The organism is Proteus sp. HMSC14B05, from assembly GCF_001808035.1.
In the GTDB taxonomy this organism is placed as follows: domain Bacteria; phylum Pseudomonadota; class Gammaproteobacteria; order Enterobacterales; family Enterobacteriaceae; genus Proteus; species Proteus mirabilis.
Genome location: NZ_KV791964.1, coordinates 1 through 15,199, shown reverse-complemented (window position 1 = coordinate 15,199; position 15,199 = coordinate 1). Strand labels below are relative to the sequence as shown.

18 protein-coding genes, 1 pseudogene and 1 other annotated feature are annotated in these 15,199 nt (G+C 38.9%); of the genes and pseudogenes, 8 read left to right on the top strand and 11 right to left on the bottom strand.

Features of this window, described 5'->3' with window-relative positions:
- Positions 1 to 52 precede the first annotated feature (52 nt).
- Positions 53 to 175 (bottom strand) — a sequence feature (Phe leader region).
- The 8 genes from pheM to HMPREF3129_RS01705 form a co-directional block, all read right to left on the bottom strand.
- Positions 127 to 174, bottom strand: a complete 48-nt coding sequence (gene pheM / locus HMPREF3129_RS19100) for a pheST operon leader peptide PheM (RefSeq protein ID WP_120655563.1) — start codon at positions 172 to 174, stop codon at positions 127 to 129. Its footprint overlaps the feature before it by 48 nt.
- Before the next feature lie 99 nt (positions 176 to 274).
- A complete protein-coding gene (gene rplT, locus HMPREF3129_RS01735) occupies positions 275 to 631 on the bottom strand; it encodes a 50S ribosomal protein L20 (RefSeq protein WP_004242609.1) in 357 nt (118 codons plus the stop codon).
- A 43-nt stretch (positions 632 to 674) separates the two neighbouring features.
- Complete coding sequence (gene rpmI / locus HMPREF3129_RS01730) at positions 675 to 872, bottom strand: 50S ribosomal protein L35 (RefSeq protein WP_004242608.1); 198 nt, start codon at positions 870 to 872, stop codon at positions 675 to 677.
- A gap of 94 nt (positions 873 to 966) precedes the next feature.
- On the bottom strand, positions 967 to 1,506 hold the full coding sequence (infC, locus tag HMPREF3129_RS18200) for a translation initiation factor IF-3 (protein ID WP_012367833.1): 540 nt from the start codon (positions 1,504 to 1,506) through the stop codon (positions 967 to 969).
- 3 nt (positions 1,507 to 1,509) lie between these two features.
- The gene (thrS, locus tag HMPREF3129_RS01720; RefSeq protein WP_004242605.1) at positions 1,510 to 3,438 is read right to left on the bottom strand and encodes a threonine--tRNA ligase; all 1,929 of its coding nucleotides are present in this window, start codon (positions 3,436 to 3,438) and stop codon (positions 1,510 to 1,512) included.
- A gap of 281 nt (positions 3,439 to 3,719) precedes the next feature.
- The gene (locus tag HMPREF3129_RS01715) at positions 3,720 to 4,631 is read right to left on the bottom strand and encodes a fimbrial protein (protein ID WP_012367832.1); all 912 of its coding nucleotides are present in this window, start codon (positions 4,629 to 4,631) and stop codon (positions 3,720 to 3,722) included.
- A 225-nt stretch (positions 4,632 to 4,856) separates the two neighbouring features.
- Positions 4,857 to 5,543: a helix-turn-helix transcriptional regulator gene (locus HMPREF3129_RS01710; protein ID WP_004251463.1), complete on the bottom strand. Its 687-nt coding sequence runs from the start codon at positions 5,541 to 5,543 to the stop codon at positions 4,857 to 4,859.
- A 91-nt stretch (positions 5,544 to 5,634) separates the two neighbouring features.
- Entirely contained in the window at positions 5,635 to 5,982 is a 348-nt protein-coding gene (locus tag HMPREF3129_RS01705) for a tRNA-binding protein (RefSeq protein ID WP_004242601.1), read from the bottom strand.
- Positions 5,983 to 6,248: 266 nt separating this feature from the next.
- Between HMPREF3129_RS01705 and HMPREF3129_RS01700 the strand changes: the two genes are divergently transcribed.
- Both HMPREF3129_RS01700 and HMPREF3129_RS01695 read left to right on the top strand, forming a co-directional pair.
- A complete protein-coding gene (locus tag HMPREF3129_RS01700; RefSeq protein ID WP_004247938.1) occupies positions 6,249 to 6,845 on the top strand; it encodes a GNAT family N-acetyltransferase in 597 nt (198 codons plus the stop codon).
- 106 nt (positions 6,846 to 6,951) lie between these two features.
- A complete protein-coding gene (locus HMPREF3129_RS01695; protein ID WP_004242597.1) occupies positions 6,952 to 7,686 on the top strand; it encodes a MarC family NAAT transporter in 735 nt (244 codons plus the stop codon).
- Here HMPREF3129_RS01695 and HMPREF3129_RS01690 read toward each other — a convergent pair.
- On the bottom strand, positions 7,638 to 8,339 hold the full coding sequence (locus HMPREF3129_RS01690) for a transglycosylase SLT domain-containing protein (RefSeq protein ID WP_036918227.1): 702 nt from the start codon (positions 8,337 to 8,339) through the stop codon (positions 7,638 to 7,640). The two genes, HMPREF3129_RS01695 and HMPREF3129_RS01690, sit on opposite strands and share 49 nt — an antisense overlap.
- A gap of 390 nt (positions 8,340 to 8,729) precedes the next feature.
- Here HMPREF3129_RS01690 and HMPREF3129_RS01685 point away from each other — a divergent pair, with 390 nt between their 5' ends.
- The 5 genes from HMPREF3129_RS01685 (at position 8,730) to HMPREF3129_RS01665 (ending at position 13,313) form a co-directional block, all read left to right on the top strand.
- Positions 8,730 to 9,638: a metal ABC transporter substrate-binding protein gene (locus HMPREF3129_RS01685; RefSeq protein ID WP_004242594.1), complete on the top strand. Its 909-nt coding sequence runs from the start codon at positions 8,730 to 8,732 to the stop codon at positions 9,636 to 9,638.
- Complete coding sequence (locus HMPREF3129_RS01680; RefSeq protein WP_070486667.1) at positions 9,635 to 10,522, top strand: manganese/iron ABC transporter ATP-binding protein; 888 nt, start codon at positions 9,635 to 9,637, stop codon at positions 10,520 to 10,522. The genes HMPREF3129_RS01685 and HMPREF3129_RS01680 overlap by 4 nt, the downstream gene beginning before the upstream one ends.
- A gap of 2 nt (positions 10,523 to 10,524) precedes the next feature.
- Complete coding sequence (locus HMPREF3129_RS01675; protein WP_004242585.1) at positions 10,525 to 11,436, top strand: metal ABC transporter permease; 912 nt, start codon at positions 10,525 to 10,527, stop codon at positions 11,434 to 11,436.
- On the top strand, positions 11,433 to 12,290 hold the full coding sequence (locus HMPREF3129_RS01670; protein WP_004242584.1) for a metal ABC transporter permease: 858 nt from the start codon (positions 11,433 to 11,435) through the stop codon (positions 12,288 to 12,290). Before HMPREF3129_RS01675 ends, HMPREF3129_RS01670 begins: the two co-directional genes overlap by 4 nt.
- Positions 12,291 to 12,440: 150 nt before the next feature.
- On the top strand, positions 12,441 to 13,313 hold the full coding sequence (locus tag HMPREF3129_RS01665) for a fructosamine kinase family protein (RefSeq protein ID WP_004242583.1): 873 nt from the start codon (positions 12,441 to 12,443) through the stop codon (positions 13,311 to 13,313).
- 93 nt (positions 13,314 to 13,406) lie between these two features.
- On the opposite strand, the gene HMPREF3129_RS01660 is transcribed toward HMPREF3129_RS01665, so the two are convergent.
- Positions 13,407 to 13,961, bottom strand: coding sequence for a YniB family protein (locus HMPREF3129_RS01660; protein ID WP_004242582.1), 555 nt, complete (start codon positions 13,959 to 13,961; stop codon positions 13,407 to 13,409).
- Between the two features lie 185 nt (positions 13,962 to 14,146).
- Here HMPREF3129_RS01660 and hxpB point away from each other — a divergent pair, with 185 nt between their 5' ends.
- Positions 14,147 to 14,815 (top strand): hexitol phosphatase HxpB, encoded by a 669-nt coding sequence (gene hxpB, locus HMPREF3129_RS01655; protein ID WP_036918226.1) that lies wholly within the window; start codon positions 14,147 to 14,149, stop codon positions 14,813 to 14,815.
- An 87-nt stretch (positions 14,816 to 14,902) separates the two neighbouring features.
- Here the strand turns inward: hxpB and tnpA are convergent.
- Positions 14,903 to 15,199 (bottom strand): annotated as a pseudogene (gene tnpA / locus HMPREF3129_RS01650) (IS200/IS605 family transposase); the annotation flags it as partial.

Below are 15,199 nucleotides of genomic sequence, written 5' to 3'. Positions count from 1 at the left end.
GACGATTAAAAAATTGCCCTTTTGATTTCTGAACTCAAGTTTGAGTACTGAAAACAAAAAAGCCTCCAAAATGGAGGCTCCGGCGCTACTTTTCGTTTCTTTTCTTACGCGCAAAAGCCCCCAAAATTAGGCGCTAAAGTAAAAAAAGAAGCGGAAAAAAGCGATATTTAACATTGAGACATTCTCATTATGTGTAACTTATTGAATTTTACCATTAAGCCACAAATTTAGACAAAATAAAAGAGGGAGTTAACTCCCTCTTCCATTGACTTAATTAAGCCAGAGCACCTTTCGCTTTTTCAACTAAAGCAGCAAATGCAGCTTTGTCGAATACAGCGATATCCGCCAGGATCTTACGGTCGATTTCAATAGATGCTTTTCTTAATCCATTGATGAAACGGCTGTAAGACATGCCGTTCTGACGAGCTGCTGCGTTGATACGCGCAATCCACAGCTGACGGAACTGACGTTTTTTCTGACGACGGTCACGGTACGCATATTGACCAGCTTTGATAACAGCCTGGAAAGCTACACGATATACACGAGAACGTGCACCGTAATAACCTTTAGCTTGCTTTAAAATTTTCTTGTGACGAGCACGGGCGATAACACCACGTTTAGCGCGAGCCATATAACACTCCTAATGTCTATAATTCTGTTAAAAAAACTGATACTTATGCGTATGGTAGGCAAGCTACGACCAGGCCTAAATCTCCTTTAGAGATCATACCTTTTGGACGTAAATGACGTTTACGCTTAGTTGATTTTTTAGTCAGAATGTGACGGAGGTTAGCGTGCTTACGCTTAAAACCACCACCTGCAGTCTTTTTAAAGCGTTTAGCTGCACCGCGTACTGTTTTAATCTTTGGCATTTCTATAATCCACTTCGCATTGTTAATAACATAAAATAATAAGGCGAATAGCAGTCAGTCAATAAAGACTGACGCTATTACTTGAATTGCCTAACTATTTCTTCTTCGGCGCTAGCACCATGATCATCTGACGACCTTCAATCTTATTAGGGAAAGATTCAACAGAAGCCAGTTCATCCAAATCTTCACGGATGCGATTAAGCATTTCCATACCGATTTGTTGGTGTGCCATTTCACGACCACGAAAACGCAGTGTGACTTTGGCTTTATCGCCATCTTCAAGAAAACGAATCAGGTTGCGTAGTTTGACCTGATAGTCGCCTTCATCTGTACCAGGACGGAATTTAACTTCCTTGACCTGAATAACCTTTTGTTTCTTTTTCTGTTCTTTGAGAGTCTTACTTTTCTCATAGAGGAATTTGCCGTAGTCCATAATACGACAAACTGGCGGCTCGGCATTAGGACTGATTTCAACTAAATCAGCACCTGCTTCCTCGGCTTTCTCAAGAGCCTCTTTCAGACTAACAACTCCAATCTGTTCGCCGTCTAAACCTGTTAAACGAACTTCATGAGCGCGAATCTCACCATTGATACGATTCTGACGCGTTGATTGAATTCTTTTTCCGCCTTTAATACCTTATTCCTCCAACTGATGAAGACTTCTGCTTCTGATTTCTTGCAGAAGTTTTTCTTTAAAATCGTTAACGTCGATACTGCCAAGGTCTTTACCTCGACGAGTACGAACCGCTACTTTGCCTGATTCGACTTCTTTATCACCGCAAACAAGCATGTACGGAACACGACGTAAAGTATGTTCACGAATTTTAAAGCCAATCTTCTCATTTCTCAAGTCTGCTTTTGCACGAATTCCGGCATCTTGCAATTCTTTGACGAGTTTTTGTACATAATCAGCCTGTCCATCCGTGATATTCATCACGACAACCTGCTGTGGTGCTAACCAAGTCGGGAAGAATCCTGCGTATTCTTCAGTTAGAATACCGATAAAACGTTCTAATGATCCTAACACCGCTCGGTGAAGCATAACAGGTACTTTACGCTCATTATTTTCAGCAACATAAGAAGCGCCTAATCGACCTGGCAATGAGAAGTCCAGCTGTACTGTACCACACTGCCATGCACGATCTAAACAGTCGTAAAGTGTAAATTCAATTTTAGGGCCATAAAACGCCCCTTCACCCGGCTGATATTCAAATTCAATATTGTTATCAGTCAAGGCTTTTGCTAAGTCTGTTTCTGCAATATCCCATAAAGCATCTTCACCGATGCGTTTTTCTGGACGAGTAGACAGCTTAACAACGATTTTTTCAAATCCGAAAGTAGAATATACATCATAAATCAATTTGATGCAGTTATTTACTTCACTTAAAATTTGTTCTTCTGTACAGAAGATATGTGCGTCATCTTGTGTAAAGCCACGAACACGCATTAAACCGTGTAATGCACCAGAGGGTTCATTACGATGACAGCTACCAAATTCAGCCATACGTAATGGTAAATCACGGTAAGAACGTAGACCTTGTTTAAAAATCTGCACGTGGCCTGGGCAGTTCATAGGTTTGATACAATATTCACGGTTTTCCGAAGAAGTAGTGAACATATTCTCTTTGTAGTTTTCCCAGTGACCTGTTTTTTCCCAAAGAACACGATCCATCATAAATGGACCTTTTACTTCCTGATAATCATATTCTTTTAATTTGCAACGTACAAATGTTTCTAACTCACGGAAAATAGTCCAACCATCATTATGCCAGAAAGCCATACCCGGCGCTTCTTCCTGCATATGATATAAATCAAGTTGTTTACCTATTTTACGGTGATCACGTTTAGCGGCTTCTTCTAAACGTTCTAAATAAGCTTTTAACTGTTTCTTATCAGCCCAAGCGGTACCGTAAATGCGTTGTAGCATTTTGTTATCGCTATTACCGCGCCAGTATGCACCTGCGATTTTCTGTAATTTAAAGTGATGGCAGAAACGCATGTTTGGCACATGGGGGCCACGGCACATATCAATATATTCTTGATGATGATAAAGTGCTGGGTGTGCATCTTGACTGATATTTTCATCAAGGATAGCGACTTTATAATCTTCACCACGAGCAACAAAAGTTTCCCGTGCTTGTGCCCAAGTTACGCGTTTTTTAATGACATCGTAATCTGTTTTCGCCAACTCTAGCATACGTTTTTCTAACGTTTCTAAATCTTCCTGCGTCAGAGAATGATCTAAATCCACATCATAGTAGAAACCATTTTCGATAACAGGACCAATCGCCATTTTGGTTTGTGGCCATAACTGTTTAATTGCGTGTCCTAATAAGTGGGCACAAGAGTGACGAATAATTTCAAGACCTTCATCGTCTTTTGCGGTAATAATCGCCAGTTGTGAATCTTGCTCGATTAATTCGCAAGCGTCCACCAGCTCACCATTAACGCGCCCTGCAATGCAGGCTTTGGCAAGTCCAGGACCGATATCTGCAGCGACATCCATGACAGAGACTGCATTTTCAAATTGACGTTGGCTCCCGTCAGGAAGAGTAATAATTGGCATTTAAAATCCTTAGTTACAGTGGTGACCCATACGCAAGATCACATGCATTCTTAATTTTACTTTAAAATTTAATACGTTATTAGCAGTTACTTGCTTCACTCTGCAAGTTATGTACACCAAAGTTTTTACGACAATAAAAGTACTTTGGCATACTGCTATAACTCAAGCGTGATATTATCATAGCAACAACAAATTATATATGCTTTTAATTGCGCGAGTATATCTGTCCCCATTTGCTATTTACGCTAATTAAAATCATAGATATTAAATTAATAAATAATTCACTCATATATAAAGTTAACATCTATAATTGATTTTACTTTTCCAGCAGTTACACGCTCGCCAGTCATACCATACCTTGCCTTTAAACCTAATGAAGTCGACGAATTAACTCTACCTAAAGATATTGCTTTATTAGCAGGGATTACATATCCATTACGCATTAATTGAACTCCCATACCTTTAGAGACTTCCCCTGCAGAGCCTGCTAAATTAATAAAGGTTGTATCATCATTAGTGGTTTGTCCGGAAAGATAAAATGATATATTTTGTGGTTGCGCGCAGTGGATATTTAAATTGACCGGAGCTTCGCCTGGGTAAGGAGGTAAATTAACATTGACATTTCGGCTACTAACGTCGCATCCACTAATTGGCATTGTAACATCATATTTAGACACTATTTCCCACGTAAAATATTTAGGATTACCACCATCCCAATCCGCTATTTTATACATATTAATAGTTGCAATAGTTTCACCCGATCTAATGAGTACTCCTCCTGCAGGTGAGTTATTTATAGGCGTTAAATACAACATCATTGGCATCGGCATAGGGGTAAGATCACCGATATGTAAAACTTTAGTCGCACTATTTAAAGGTAATGAATATGTATTTCCATACCAATATACTGAACCACTAAAATTAAATAGTGGCCCAGATAAGCCCGTCCCTGGTTCTAAATTGATATGGTCAACATCTTGCCATCCACCATAACTATTCCAACATTTTAAATGCCTAGATAGATCAACAATTAAATTCTGATAAGGTTGCACTTCAGCCTCTAATTGCACATAAATATTATAATTACCAGATTCAATATCATATCCATTATCAACACTGCACCCAAAAGATAATGCATATGCTGAAAAGAAAACAAAAAAAGGATAAAGAAGCCCCTTTATTATTAAATTCATTTACATATCCAATTTAAAAATATTAGTTAATATTATTTTAGCAATACATATAGATTTTGACAAAAAATATTAATAATCAATGAAATACATTCAAAAAAAGACTATACAAATAATATAACCTTGTTGTTCTCTATTTATCTACAATAAATAGAGAATAAAAAATAAATTAATAAAATTAATTAATAAATCACATATCAAAAGTCAGCATTTTTATCAGTAAGTCGTTTACTGTCGATATTCACTGGGGGTTTTATGAAAGTATTGACGAAAAGCTTGGCTAAAAGCCGAATGTGAATCATACCCTACCGCTAAAGCAATATTTTCAATCGTTAATGATGTGTATTTGAGCAACTCTGCGGATTTAGCGAGTCGCTTTTGCATCACATACTGCATAATAGATATGCCTAATTCCGCTTTTACTTTGCGCTGTAGCGTACTGATTGATATGTTTAATGCACCAGCAATATCAGAAGCTGTTAATGGCATATGCAGTTTATCTTCTAGCCAGAGATCTAATTTATCCCCCCAGCTTGGTTGTACTTTCATTTGGGCTAATAGCAGACGTGCGAGAGTGGAATGATGTTCTGGCGCTTGAGGGTATTGATGTACCCACGCTAATAATCCTATTGCTGCGGGTGATAAGGCAAACATTCCCCCTCTTTCATTCAGTCGCCACTGTGATGTGACAGGAAGTTCTAAAATAAGATTTTTATTATTGAGATGACCGGCAAAAGCATGATCGATGGTAGGTGGGATAATTAAACAGTTTTGTTGAGAAATAAGAAAATCTTGCCGATTGAAATTAACTTCCATCGTTCCGGTTAAGCCAAAGATGATCTGCCAGATATTCTCATGCTGATGTGATACTGTATCTTGTGTATAACATCGCAAATGTAATTCAGGTAATAACAAAACATCCCCTTACACATTAACGCTCACAGTGAAATAAATACTACAACAAAATCGCTGTGAGCGTTAAAAGAAAAGGACAATTAGCTATAGATCATGCTAAACGAGCCCCATCAGGCACAGGTAAATTAAATTCTGCGAGAACGATAGCACCGTTTTCATCAGCAGCCCCGGTAATCAACACCTCAGACTTGATCCCTGCAATCCGCTTAATAGGAAAATTGCAAACACATAAAACTCGGCGACCAATTAGCTCTTCAGGAGTATAATTCACGGTAATTTGCGCACTAGAGCGTTTAGTCCCTAGCTCTCCCAAGCTGACTTCCATTACATAAGCGGGTTTCTTCGCTTTTTTATTTATTTCAGCACTTATAATTGTGCCAACCCGCATTTCTACCCGTAAAAAGTCATCCCATTCGATGGTGTTGGTGGTGTCAGTCATCTTGCTACCTATTATTTTATTGCTATGTCTTCATTAAGATTATCGAATAAGTATAGATTAGCATGACATCGGTATCCTGCCCTGTTGCTAAGCTGTCATTCTCTGTTGTTAAACACTCATGACGTTACTTTTCTCTTTATACAAAAACAAATTCTTAAGCTATTTTTAATCACCGTTAAAATAAGCGTACCAATTAATAAATTTGTTATGTATAAAAAGTATTCTTGCCTTGAAACTATTTAATACACCGACTTAGAGAATCGCCTATGAGAAAGATAACAGACTGGACTACCTTAGAAGGTAATTTAGTACGTTTAGTACCATTAAGCATGGAGCATGCATCACCATTACGTGAACTGATTGCTAAAGATAGGCCTGATGAACTTTGGTTTACCACAGTTCCTTCTGTCACTACATTAAAACAAGATATTGAGCATAAAAGACAATTACAAAAACAAGGAGTAATGCTTCCTTTTGCCGTTATTGATAAACGCCGTGAGCGTGTGGTGGGAGTGACGACCTATATGAACGTAGATAACCATACACCTCGAGTAGAGATTGGTTCAACATGGTATGCAAAAGAGGTACAAAGAACGGGTATTAATACCGAGGCGAAATATCTATTACTTAAATATGCATTAGAAGATCTGCAATGTATTGCTGTTGAATTCCGCACTCATATCTTAAATCAAACCAGTCGTAGAGCAATTGAGCGTTTAGGTGCAAAACTCGATGGCATATTACGTAATCATCGTTTAACCACCAACGGTCAACGCAGAGATACCTGTATCTATAGTATTACCGATTATGATTGGCAAGCGGTGAAAACACATCTTGAGTGGTTAATGAAAAAATACCCATAACCTTCTTATAAATATAAAAATATTTCTTGATATCAACACTATTATTACTATTTATTTGCTATGATCGGTAGCCTTAATTACCTGTTGTTAGGAGCCTTTACACTCTATGTACTCTGTTTACCAGTTTTTTCAGGCTATCGGTCTTGGTCTTATTTTACTTCTACCGCTAACTAACCCACTCACCACGGTCGCGCTTTGGCTTGGTCTGTCGGGGAATATGACCAAGGAACAGCGTAATCAACAATCCTTTATGGCATGTGTCTATATTTTTATTATTATGACCATCGCTTTTTATGCGGGTCGTGTAATAATGACGACCTTTGGTATCTCTATTCCAGGCCTTCGTATTGCTGGGGGGATGATCGTTGCTTTTATTGGTTTTAGTATGTTATTTCCCCATACTCCCAATGTGGACGATCCGCTTTCAGAAGAAAAAAATCCGCATCGAAATCCTCAGGCGCCCAATATTGCTTTTGTGCCCTTAGCCATGCCAAGTACCGCAGGGCCGGGGACAATTGCGATGATCATCAGTACAGCAGCATCAATTCCTTCACGTACAGATATTGCGCAATGGGTATTGTACGTTGCACCTATTACCACTTTCTTTTTAATTAGCCTGATTGTTTGGCTTTCACTGCGCGGTTCAACCGGTATTATGCGCTATCTCGGTCACAGTGGTATTGATGCTATTTCTCGTGTTATGGGATTTTTATTAATTTGCATGGGAGTACAGTTTATGATTAATGGTGTACTTGAAATCATTGCTGACCTCCCCGCTTTATTACAACAAGCTCAATCAGCGGCTGCTGCCAGCTTATCAGAAAAGTTATCCGCTAAATGATAGGCTGCTTTGACCTTCGCTAAATAGCGTGGTGCTTGAGATGCAGGATGATTTTTTTCAACGTAACGATAAAAATCATCCGCGCTCATGGCATTAATTTTGGCAATCGCCGTATCTCTATTTTTATCAAAAGTTCTGAGTAATGCACCCGCCCCATTCACATAAGCCAAAATAGTCGCGTAATAGAGTGTTTCAGGATTGGAGATCCCAGATAAATGGCGCTCTCTTAATAATTGAATATAAGCAGTTCCTAAATCAATATTAGTAGCCGGATCTTTTAGCTGAGCGGTGGTTGGTTGCCCTGCTTTTCCTCTATTTTGATAAATATCTCTCCCCGCTGTGGATGCCTTTATTTGCATTAATCCAACCGCATTCGATTTACTTATCACTTCTGGCCTAAAATTAGATTCTACCTGAATAATGGCTTTAATTAAGGTTTCATCAACACCATAACGGGCTGAAGCTTGTTTAATATGCTCATCAAAAGGGGTGTTTTTCCATTGAGCAGTAGAAATTGAGGCATTATTAACTCTGTGCTCTACAGGCTGGCTATTTAAAAATCGCGGTGTCTCTTTTTTCGCCGTTTGGTGATTGGGATCTGCACACCCTGCCAGCAGTAAAATTGCCAAAGGAAATATTATGTTGGTCTTCACACGTTATCCTCATCATTTCGCCCTATGCTTTATAGGAGATTATTAAAAAACACAAACCTAACGCTGTCCATTAAAAAAATGGACTAAGGATAAGCTTCTCTCATAAAAACAGATACCTTAACCAGCAGTAAGCCATGATTTGGCTGTAAATTTCATCAATTGTGAGTATTAAACAACCTTTCACACCAATAGTTACCATCGATTGTTAATTTTTATAAAGAAAGACGACAATTTACTTAACATTTATTGAAATACATGCTGTTATCTTAGTATCAGCTGTTATCAAATAGCTATTTTCACTTTCACACAGAGATAACTTGACTTTTTTGAAATGATATTGATAATCATTATCAGTTAGAGAATTCCACGAAAATTATAAGGCTATATAATATGGATATGTTCCGCTCTGTAAATAAAATTTCGCTTACGGCATTATGCTTAGTTGCCTCAATCTTCTTTATAACCCCTGCACAGGCAAAAGATAAGCTAAAAGTTGTCACGACTTTTACTATTATCCAAGATATCGCACAAAATGTTGCTGGCGATGCTGCCGTTGTTGAATCTATCACCAAACCCGGTGCAGAAATTCATGATTATCAACCAACACCAAAAGATATTGTCAAAGCGCAAAAAGCTGATCTTATTTTATGGAATGGGTTAAATCTTGAGCGTTGGTTCGAACGTTTTTTCAATGAATTACGTAATGTGCCTGCGGTCGTTGTCACTGAAGGTATTACCCCTATGCCTATTCGTGAAGGAGCTTACAAAAACAACCCAAACCCACATGCATGGATGTCGCCTAACAATGCATTAATTTATATCGAAAACATTCGTAAAGCGCTCGTTGAACACGATCCAGATAATGCCGCAATTTATAACCAAAATGCCGCGCGTTACGCTGAACAAATTAAACAACTTGATGCACCATTAAGAGCAAGATTAGCGCGTATTCCTGAAGAAAAACGCTGGTTAGTAACGAGTGAAGGTGCCTTTAGCTATTTAACCAATGATTATGGTTTTAAAGAAGTGTATTTATGGCCAATTAATGCAGAAGAGCAAGGCACCCCTCAACAAGTAAAATACGTGATTGATACCGTAAGAGAACACCATATTCCTGTCGTGTTTAGTGAAAGTACGATTTCCGATAAACCTGCTAAACAAGTGAGTAAAGAGACTGGTGCAAAATATGGTGGCGTTCTTTATGTAGACTCACTTTCTGCCCCGGGTGGAGAAGTCCCTACTTATATTGATCTACTTAATATTACTGTCGATACCATTGCGAAAGGATTTGGACAATGAATGATAAAAAAATAAATCCTACTCTTACTGTTGATAATGCAACGGTAACCTATAACAACGGTCACACTGCTATTTATGATGCAAGTTTCTCTATCACTGGTGGCACAATTTGTGCCCTAGTGGGCATCAACGGTAGTGGTAAATCCACACTTTTTAAAACCATTATGGGATTAGTCAAACCCTCAAAAGGTACCGTAACATTAAATAATCAACCTATTCAGCAAGCACTTAAACAGAATATGATTGCTTATGTGCCACAAACAGAGGAAGTTGACTGGAACTTTCCTGTACTGGTTTCTGATGTGGTGATGATGGGACGTTATGGAAAAATGGGTTTTTTTCGTATTCCATCGAAACAAGATCATGAAGTGGTTGAAGCTTGTTTAGAGCGTGTCGGCTTATCAGGCCTTGGACATCGCCAAATTGGTGAGCTATCTGGTGGGCAGAAAAAACGGGTATTCTTAGCACGAGCAATGGCACAAGAAGGCACCGTACTGTTATTAGATGAACCTTTTACTGGCGTGGACGTAAAAACAGAAAATGCCATTATTGAATTATTACGTAACTTGCGTAAAGAAGGTCACCTAGTATTAGTATCAACTCATAACTTAGGTAGTGTACCCGAGTTTTGTGATCACGTTATTTTAATTAATAGAACAGTGCTTGATAGCGGGCCAACAGAAACCACCTTTACCCAAAAGAATTTAGAGCATGCTTTTGGTGGCGTATTGCGTCATATCAGCTTATCAGGCCCTGATCTTCACGACGACGACGATCCACGTTCACTTACCGTTATTACCGATGATGACCGCGCTGCCGTTTTCTATGGTCACCATGAACAACATACTCCCGCTCATCAAAGTAAGCGTAAACAAGGAGATTAGCGATGCTAGAATTACTCCTACAACCTTTTGAGTATAACTATATGGTAAAGGCTATCTGGGTAAGTGCCTTAGTTGGTGCTGTCTGTGCCTTTTTATCTTCTTACCTTATTCTTAAAGGTTGGTCATTAATGGGAGATGCCCTCTCCCACTCCGTCGTTCCCGGCGTTGCCGGTGCTTATATTTTAGGGCTGCCATACGCCGTGGGTGCTTTTTTTACGGGTCTACTTGCTGCTTTATCAATGACTTTTATTCGTCACATCACACGATTACGTGAAGATGCGGTGATTGGCTTTATTTTTTCTACTTTTTTTGCTTTTGGTCTGTTGCTGGTTTCATTAAACCCTACTGCCGTCAACGTTCAGACCATTATTTTAGGGAATATTCTCGGCATTGCTGATGAAGATGTCTGGCAAGTCGTTATCATTACTGGTGTCTCTTTTCTTATTCTATTTTGTATGTGGAAAGATTTATTAGTTGTATTTTTTGATGAAGTACATGCTCGCTCTATTGGTTTATCCCCTTTAAAACTAAAAATCATCTTCTTTACCTTGCTCAGTGCATGTACCGTTGCTGCGCTACAAACGGTCGGCGCTATCTTAGTTATTGCTATGGTGGTTACGCCCGGCGCTACCGCTTATTTACTCACTGACCAATTTAAACGACTCGCTATTATCGCTATTTGTATTGGTACAGTAACCAGTGCTGTTGGTGCTTATCTAAGTTATTTCTTTAATGGTGCTACGGGGGGCGTTATCGTCACAATGCAAACCGCCCTTTTCTTATTAGCCTTCTTATTTGCGCCTAAACATGGCATGTTGGCAGCCCGTCGCCGCGCACGTCAAAGTTCACAAGCACTTATTTCACAATCCCAGCATCCAAAAGACGTTACTCAACAAGAAGAGGTGCAACTATGAATGAATTAATGGAATTTTTCATTGAACCTTTTCAATATCCTTTTATGCAACGTGCAATTATTGCCGCGGTTATCATTGGTATCGCCTGCGCTATTTTATCTTGCTATATGGTGTTAAAAGGTTGGTCACTAATGGGAGATGCTATTTCTCACGCTGTTTTACCTGGCGTGGTATTAGCTTATGTCACTGCAATTCCTTTAACGATAGGGGCTTTTCTTTCGGGCCTATTTTGCTCATTTGCAACAGGTTATTTAAAAGAGCATAGCCGAATAAAAGAAGATACGGTAATGGGAATTGTCTTTTCTGGTATGTTTGCTGTCGGTTTGGTGATCTTCGCTAGTGTAGATACTGACCAACATTTAATGCATATATTATTTGGTAATATCTTAGGTATCACCCCAGATGTGCTTATACAGATTAGTGCTATTTGTTTAATTACTATTACTATTATGCTGGTTAAACAAAAAGACTTTATGTTGTATTGTTTCGATCCTAATCAAGCAAGAATTGTCGGTCTCCCGGTCGCTTTATTACATTATGGCTTACTCTCTATTTTGGCGTTAACGATTGTCGCCTCGATGCAAGCCGTTGGGATTATTTTAGTGGTCGCCATGCTGATTTCTCCGGGGATCACCGCTTATCTATTAACGCGAAGCTTCTCTCGAATGATCACACTCGCTATCCTTTTTTCTGTTATATCGAGTGTTATTGGTACATTTATCAGTTTTCATATTGACGGTGCCACAGGCCCTTCTATTGTACTCACGCAAGCGGTGTTCTTTATTATTGCATTACTCTGTAATCAGATTAAATTGGCAAAAATAAAACGGCAAACTAAACCCGCCAATGCCTAATGAAAATCTTTATTACTATAAAAACGGGATAATCATCCCGTTTTTTAGTTTTATACTGTATTGATTTAATTAAAGTGTTATTGTCATAGTATAAACATCGCTCGTTACTATTTGGGTCTACTAAGTAAACAACTTTGCGAGGTGTAATCTATGTGGCAGAATATTGGTCGTTTGCTTGAATCAAATTTAGGATTTTCAGCAAAGATCAGCGAAAAACACCACCTTTCAAGCGGTGATATACACCACACTTGGAAAATTCAATATGGTGAGATCCCTGTCTTTGTAAAATCTAACCTACGGGAATTTTTGCCCACCTTTAAAAATGAAGCAGAACAGCTTGAAATGTTGGCAAAAAGCCAAACGATCCGTATTCCTCGCGTATTAGGCATTGGCAATAGTAAAGATACTAGCTTCTTACTGTTAGAATTTCTGCCTGTGCAACCTTTTACACCTCACAGCGCGTATTGTTTTGGTCAACAGTTAGCTAAATTGCATCAATGGGAAGAACAACCCCGTTATGGTTTTGATTTCGATACCCATATAGATACCACTCCTCAAGCAAATGGTTGGGAGAAGCGCTGGAATTACTTCTATTCGGAAAAGCGTATCGGTATCCAGTTGCAACTCGCTTCAGAGAAAGGGATGGTTTTCGGTGATATAGAAGAAATCATTCAAATCATTAATCACCGTTTAGCCGATCATCATCCACAACCCTCGCTATTACATGGCAACTTATGGCCTAAAAATTGTGCTGCTATAGGTCAATCTGAAGGAACGATGTTCGATCCTGCTTGTTATTGGGGTGATCGCGAATGTGATATTGCCATGTTACCGCTATGCTCTTCTGTGCCGGCCAATATTTTTGATGGTTACCAAAGCATCTGGCCTTTATCTGAAAAATTCCTATCACGCCAGCCTATCTACCAACTCTACTATTTCCTTAATCGCTGTCATTTATTCGGTGAAGAAAAAGATTACCTAGCAGCCAGAAAAATCATTGATGATTTGCTCGGCACACACTAAAACAATCTGATTTTATTTACCGATAGATAAAAATAAACCTCGCCAAATGTTACCCTGCGAGGTTTATTTTAATTAAGTCAATGTGATAGATGACTACCAGCCTAAAAATTTCAGCAGAAAATAACCAATTGCGATCACAATAATAGGTGAAATATACAGCACCATGACTTGAGTAAATAGTGTATGTCTTGGCAATTTTATATTCTGCTCTAGCTCTTGCGCTGTAATACCACTTTTTAGTGCTCGTTCAATAATTAGTTGATCTTGAATATTTTCCTTTAAATATTTCACTTGGCGATACATTCTTAACCCTGATGCACTCAGTGCTAAGCCAATAAACATTAAAAAGAAGATCACAAAGAAGATAATATTCTGTTGGCTAAAACCTATTTGAGTGTTAGGTACTGGAGAATGACGCCAAAAAAAGTCTAGCCACGGGGTGTTAAATTGTACCATTTCTGCTAATACTCGAAAAAAATCATTAATTACAGCATTAACACCCTCGCCATTTGCTCTTGGCATCGCAGCTAACTCAATCAACGAAACTGTCGTTGAAATAAAGGCAGGAATAAAAATAAGCCAACCAATAACACGTTTTACAATGGCATATATTCCTGCATGTTGATAACTCATTTTGTCCTCACTCATAGAATTCGGCAATATGCACCTAAATATCCTAATCTAATTAACGGCTAATATGTCAATAATTTAATAGCTATCATTTTCTCTATTTATTTTTTAAAAGAAATAAGAAACTGATTAAAAAAGATTTTCCAATCAACTCTTGCTACAATCATTTTTCATCAACATAGACCTTATTATGGAGAGTAAACATGTCTTTTAAATTGCCCATCGAAGCCGCTATTTTTGATATGGATGGTTTGCTAATCGACTCAGAGCCGTTTTGGGCACAAGCAGAACATGAGGTCTTTGCACAATTAGGTGTCGATTTATCACTTGCTGACAGCATGCCCGACACCGTCGGCTTAAGAATAGATCAAGTTATCGAACTTTGGTATCAAGTATCACCTTGGCAAGGCGTAACACAACAAGAAGCTAAAGAGAGAATGATTGCTCGCGTTGTACAACTTATTGAAGATAAAAAACCGTTGCTCCCTGGTGTTGAACATGCCCTATCTTTATGTCAATCATTAGGTTTAAAGATAGCCTTAGCCTCAGCATCACCGCATTTTATGCTAGAGCGTGTACTTGAGTTATTTAATATTCGTCATTACTTCTCTGCTGTTGTCTCTGCAGCTGATTTAGCGCACAGTAAACCTCACCCAGAAGTCTATCTCAATGCTGCTAAGGCACTTAATGTCGCACCCATTAATTGTGTCTCTTTAGAGGACTCACGCAATGGTATGATTGCTTGCAAAGCTGCAAGAATGCGCTCAATTGTTGTGCCTGCAGCGGAGCAGTTTAATGACAAATGTTGGGGATTAGCCGATGTTAAAATTGCCTCTCTCAAAGAATTAACCAAATCTCAATTATTAGGCTAACAACTTTAGTTATAGCCTATAACAGTTTATCCAAAGCACCGTAAAACCCCGTCCTTCAGGTCGGGGATATAAGGCGCGGTTTTTTAACTAACTCGGTGTTTCCTGTTGCTCAATGTACTGGCGGATAATGGATATTGGTTCGCCACTACAACTCCCTGCGAAATAACTCGGCGACCAAAGAACCCCCCTTGCAGTAATCACGTTGGGCAATATCAGGACGATCACGTCGAAGTAATCGACTCGATACCCCTTTAAGGCTGTTAACCAGATTAGATATCGCCAGTTTTGGCGGGTAATTAATCAGTACATGAACGTGATCCCCATCCATTTCAACCAGTTCAACATCAAAGTCAGCACAAACACTGGCAAAGTAGCCTCGCAATT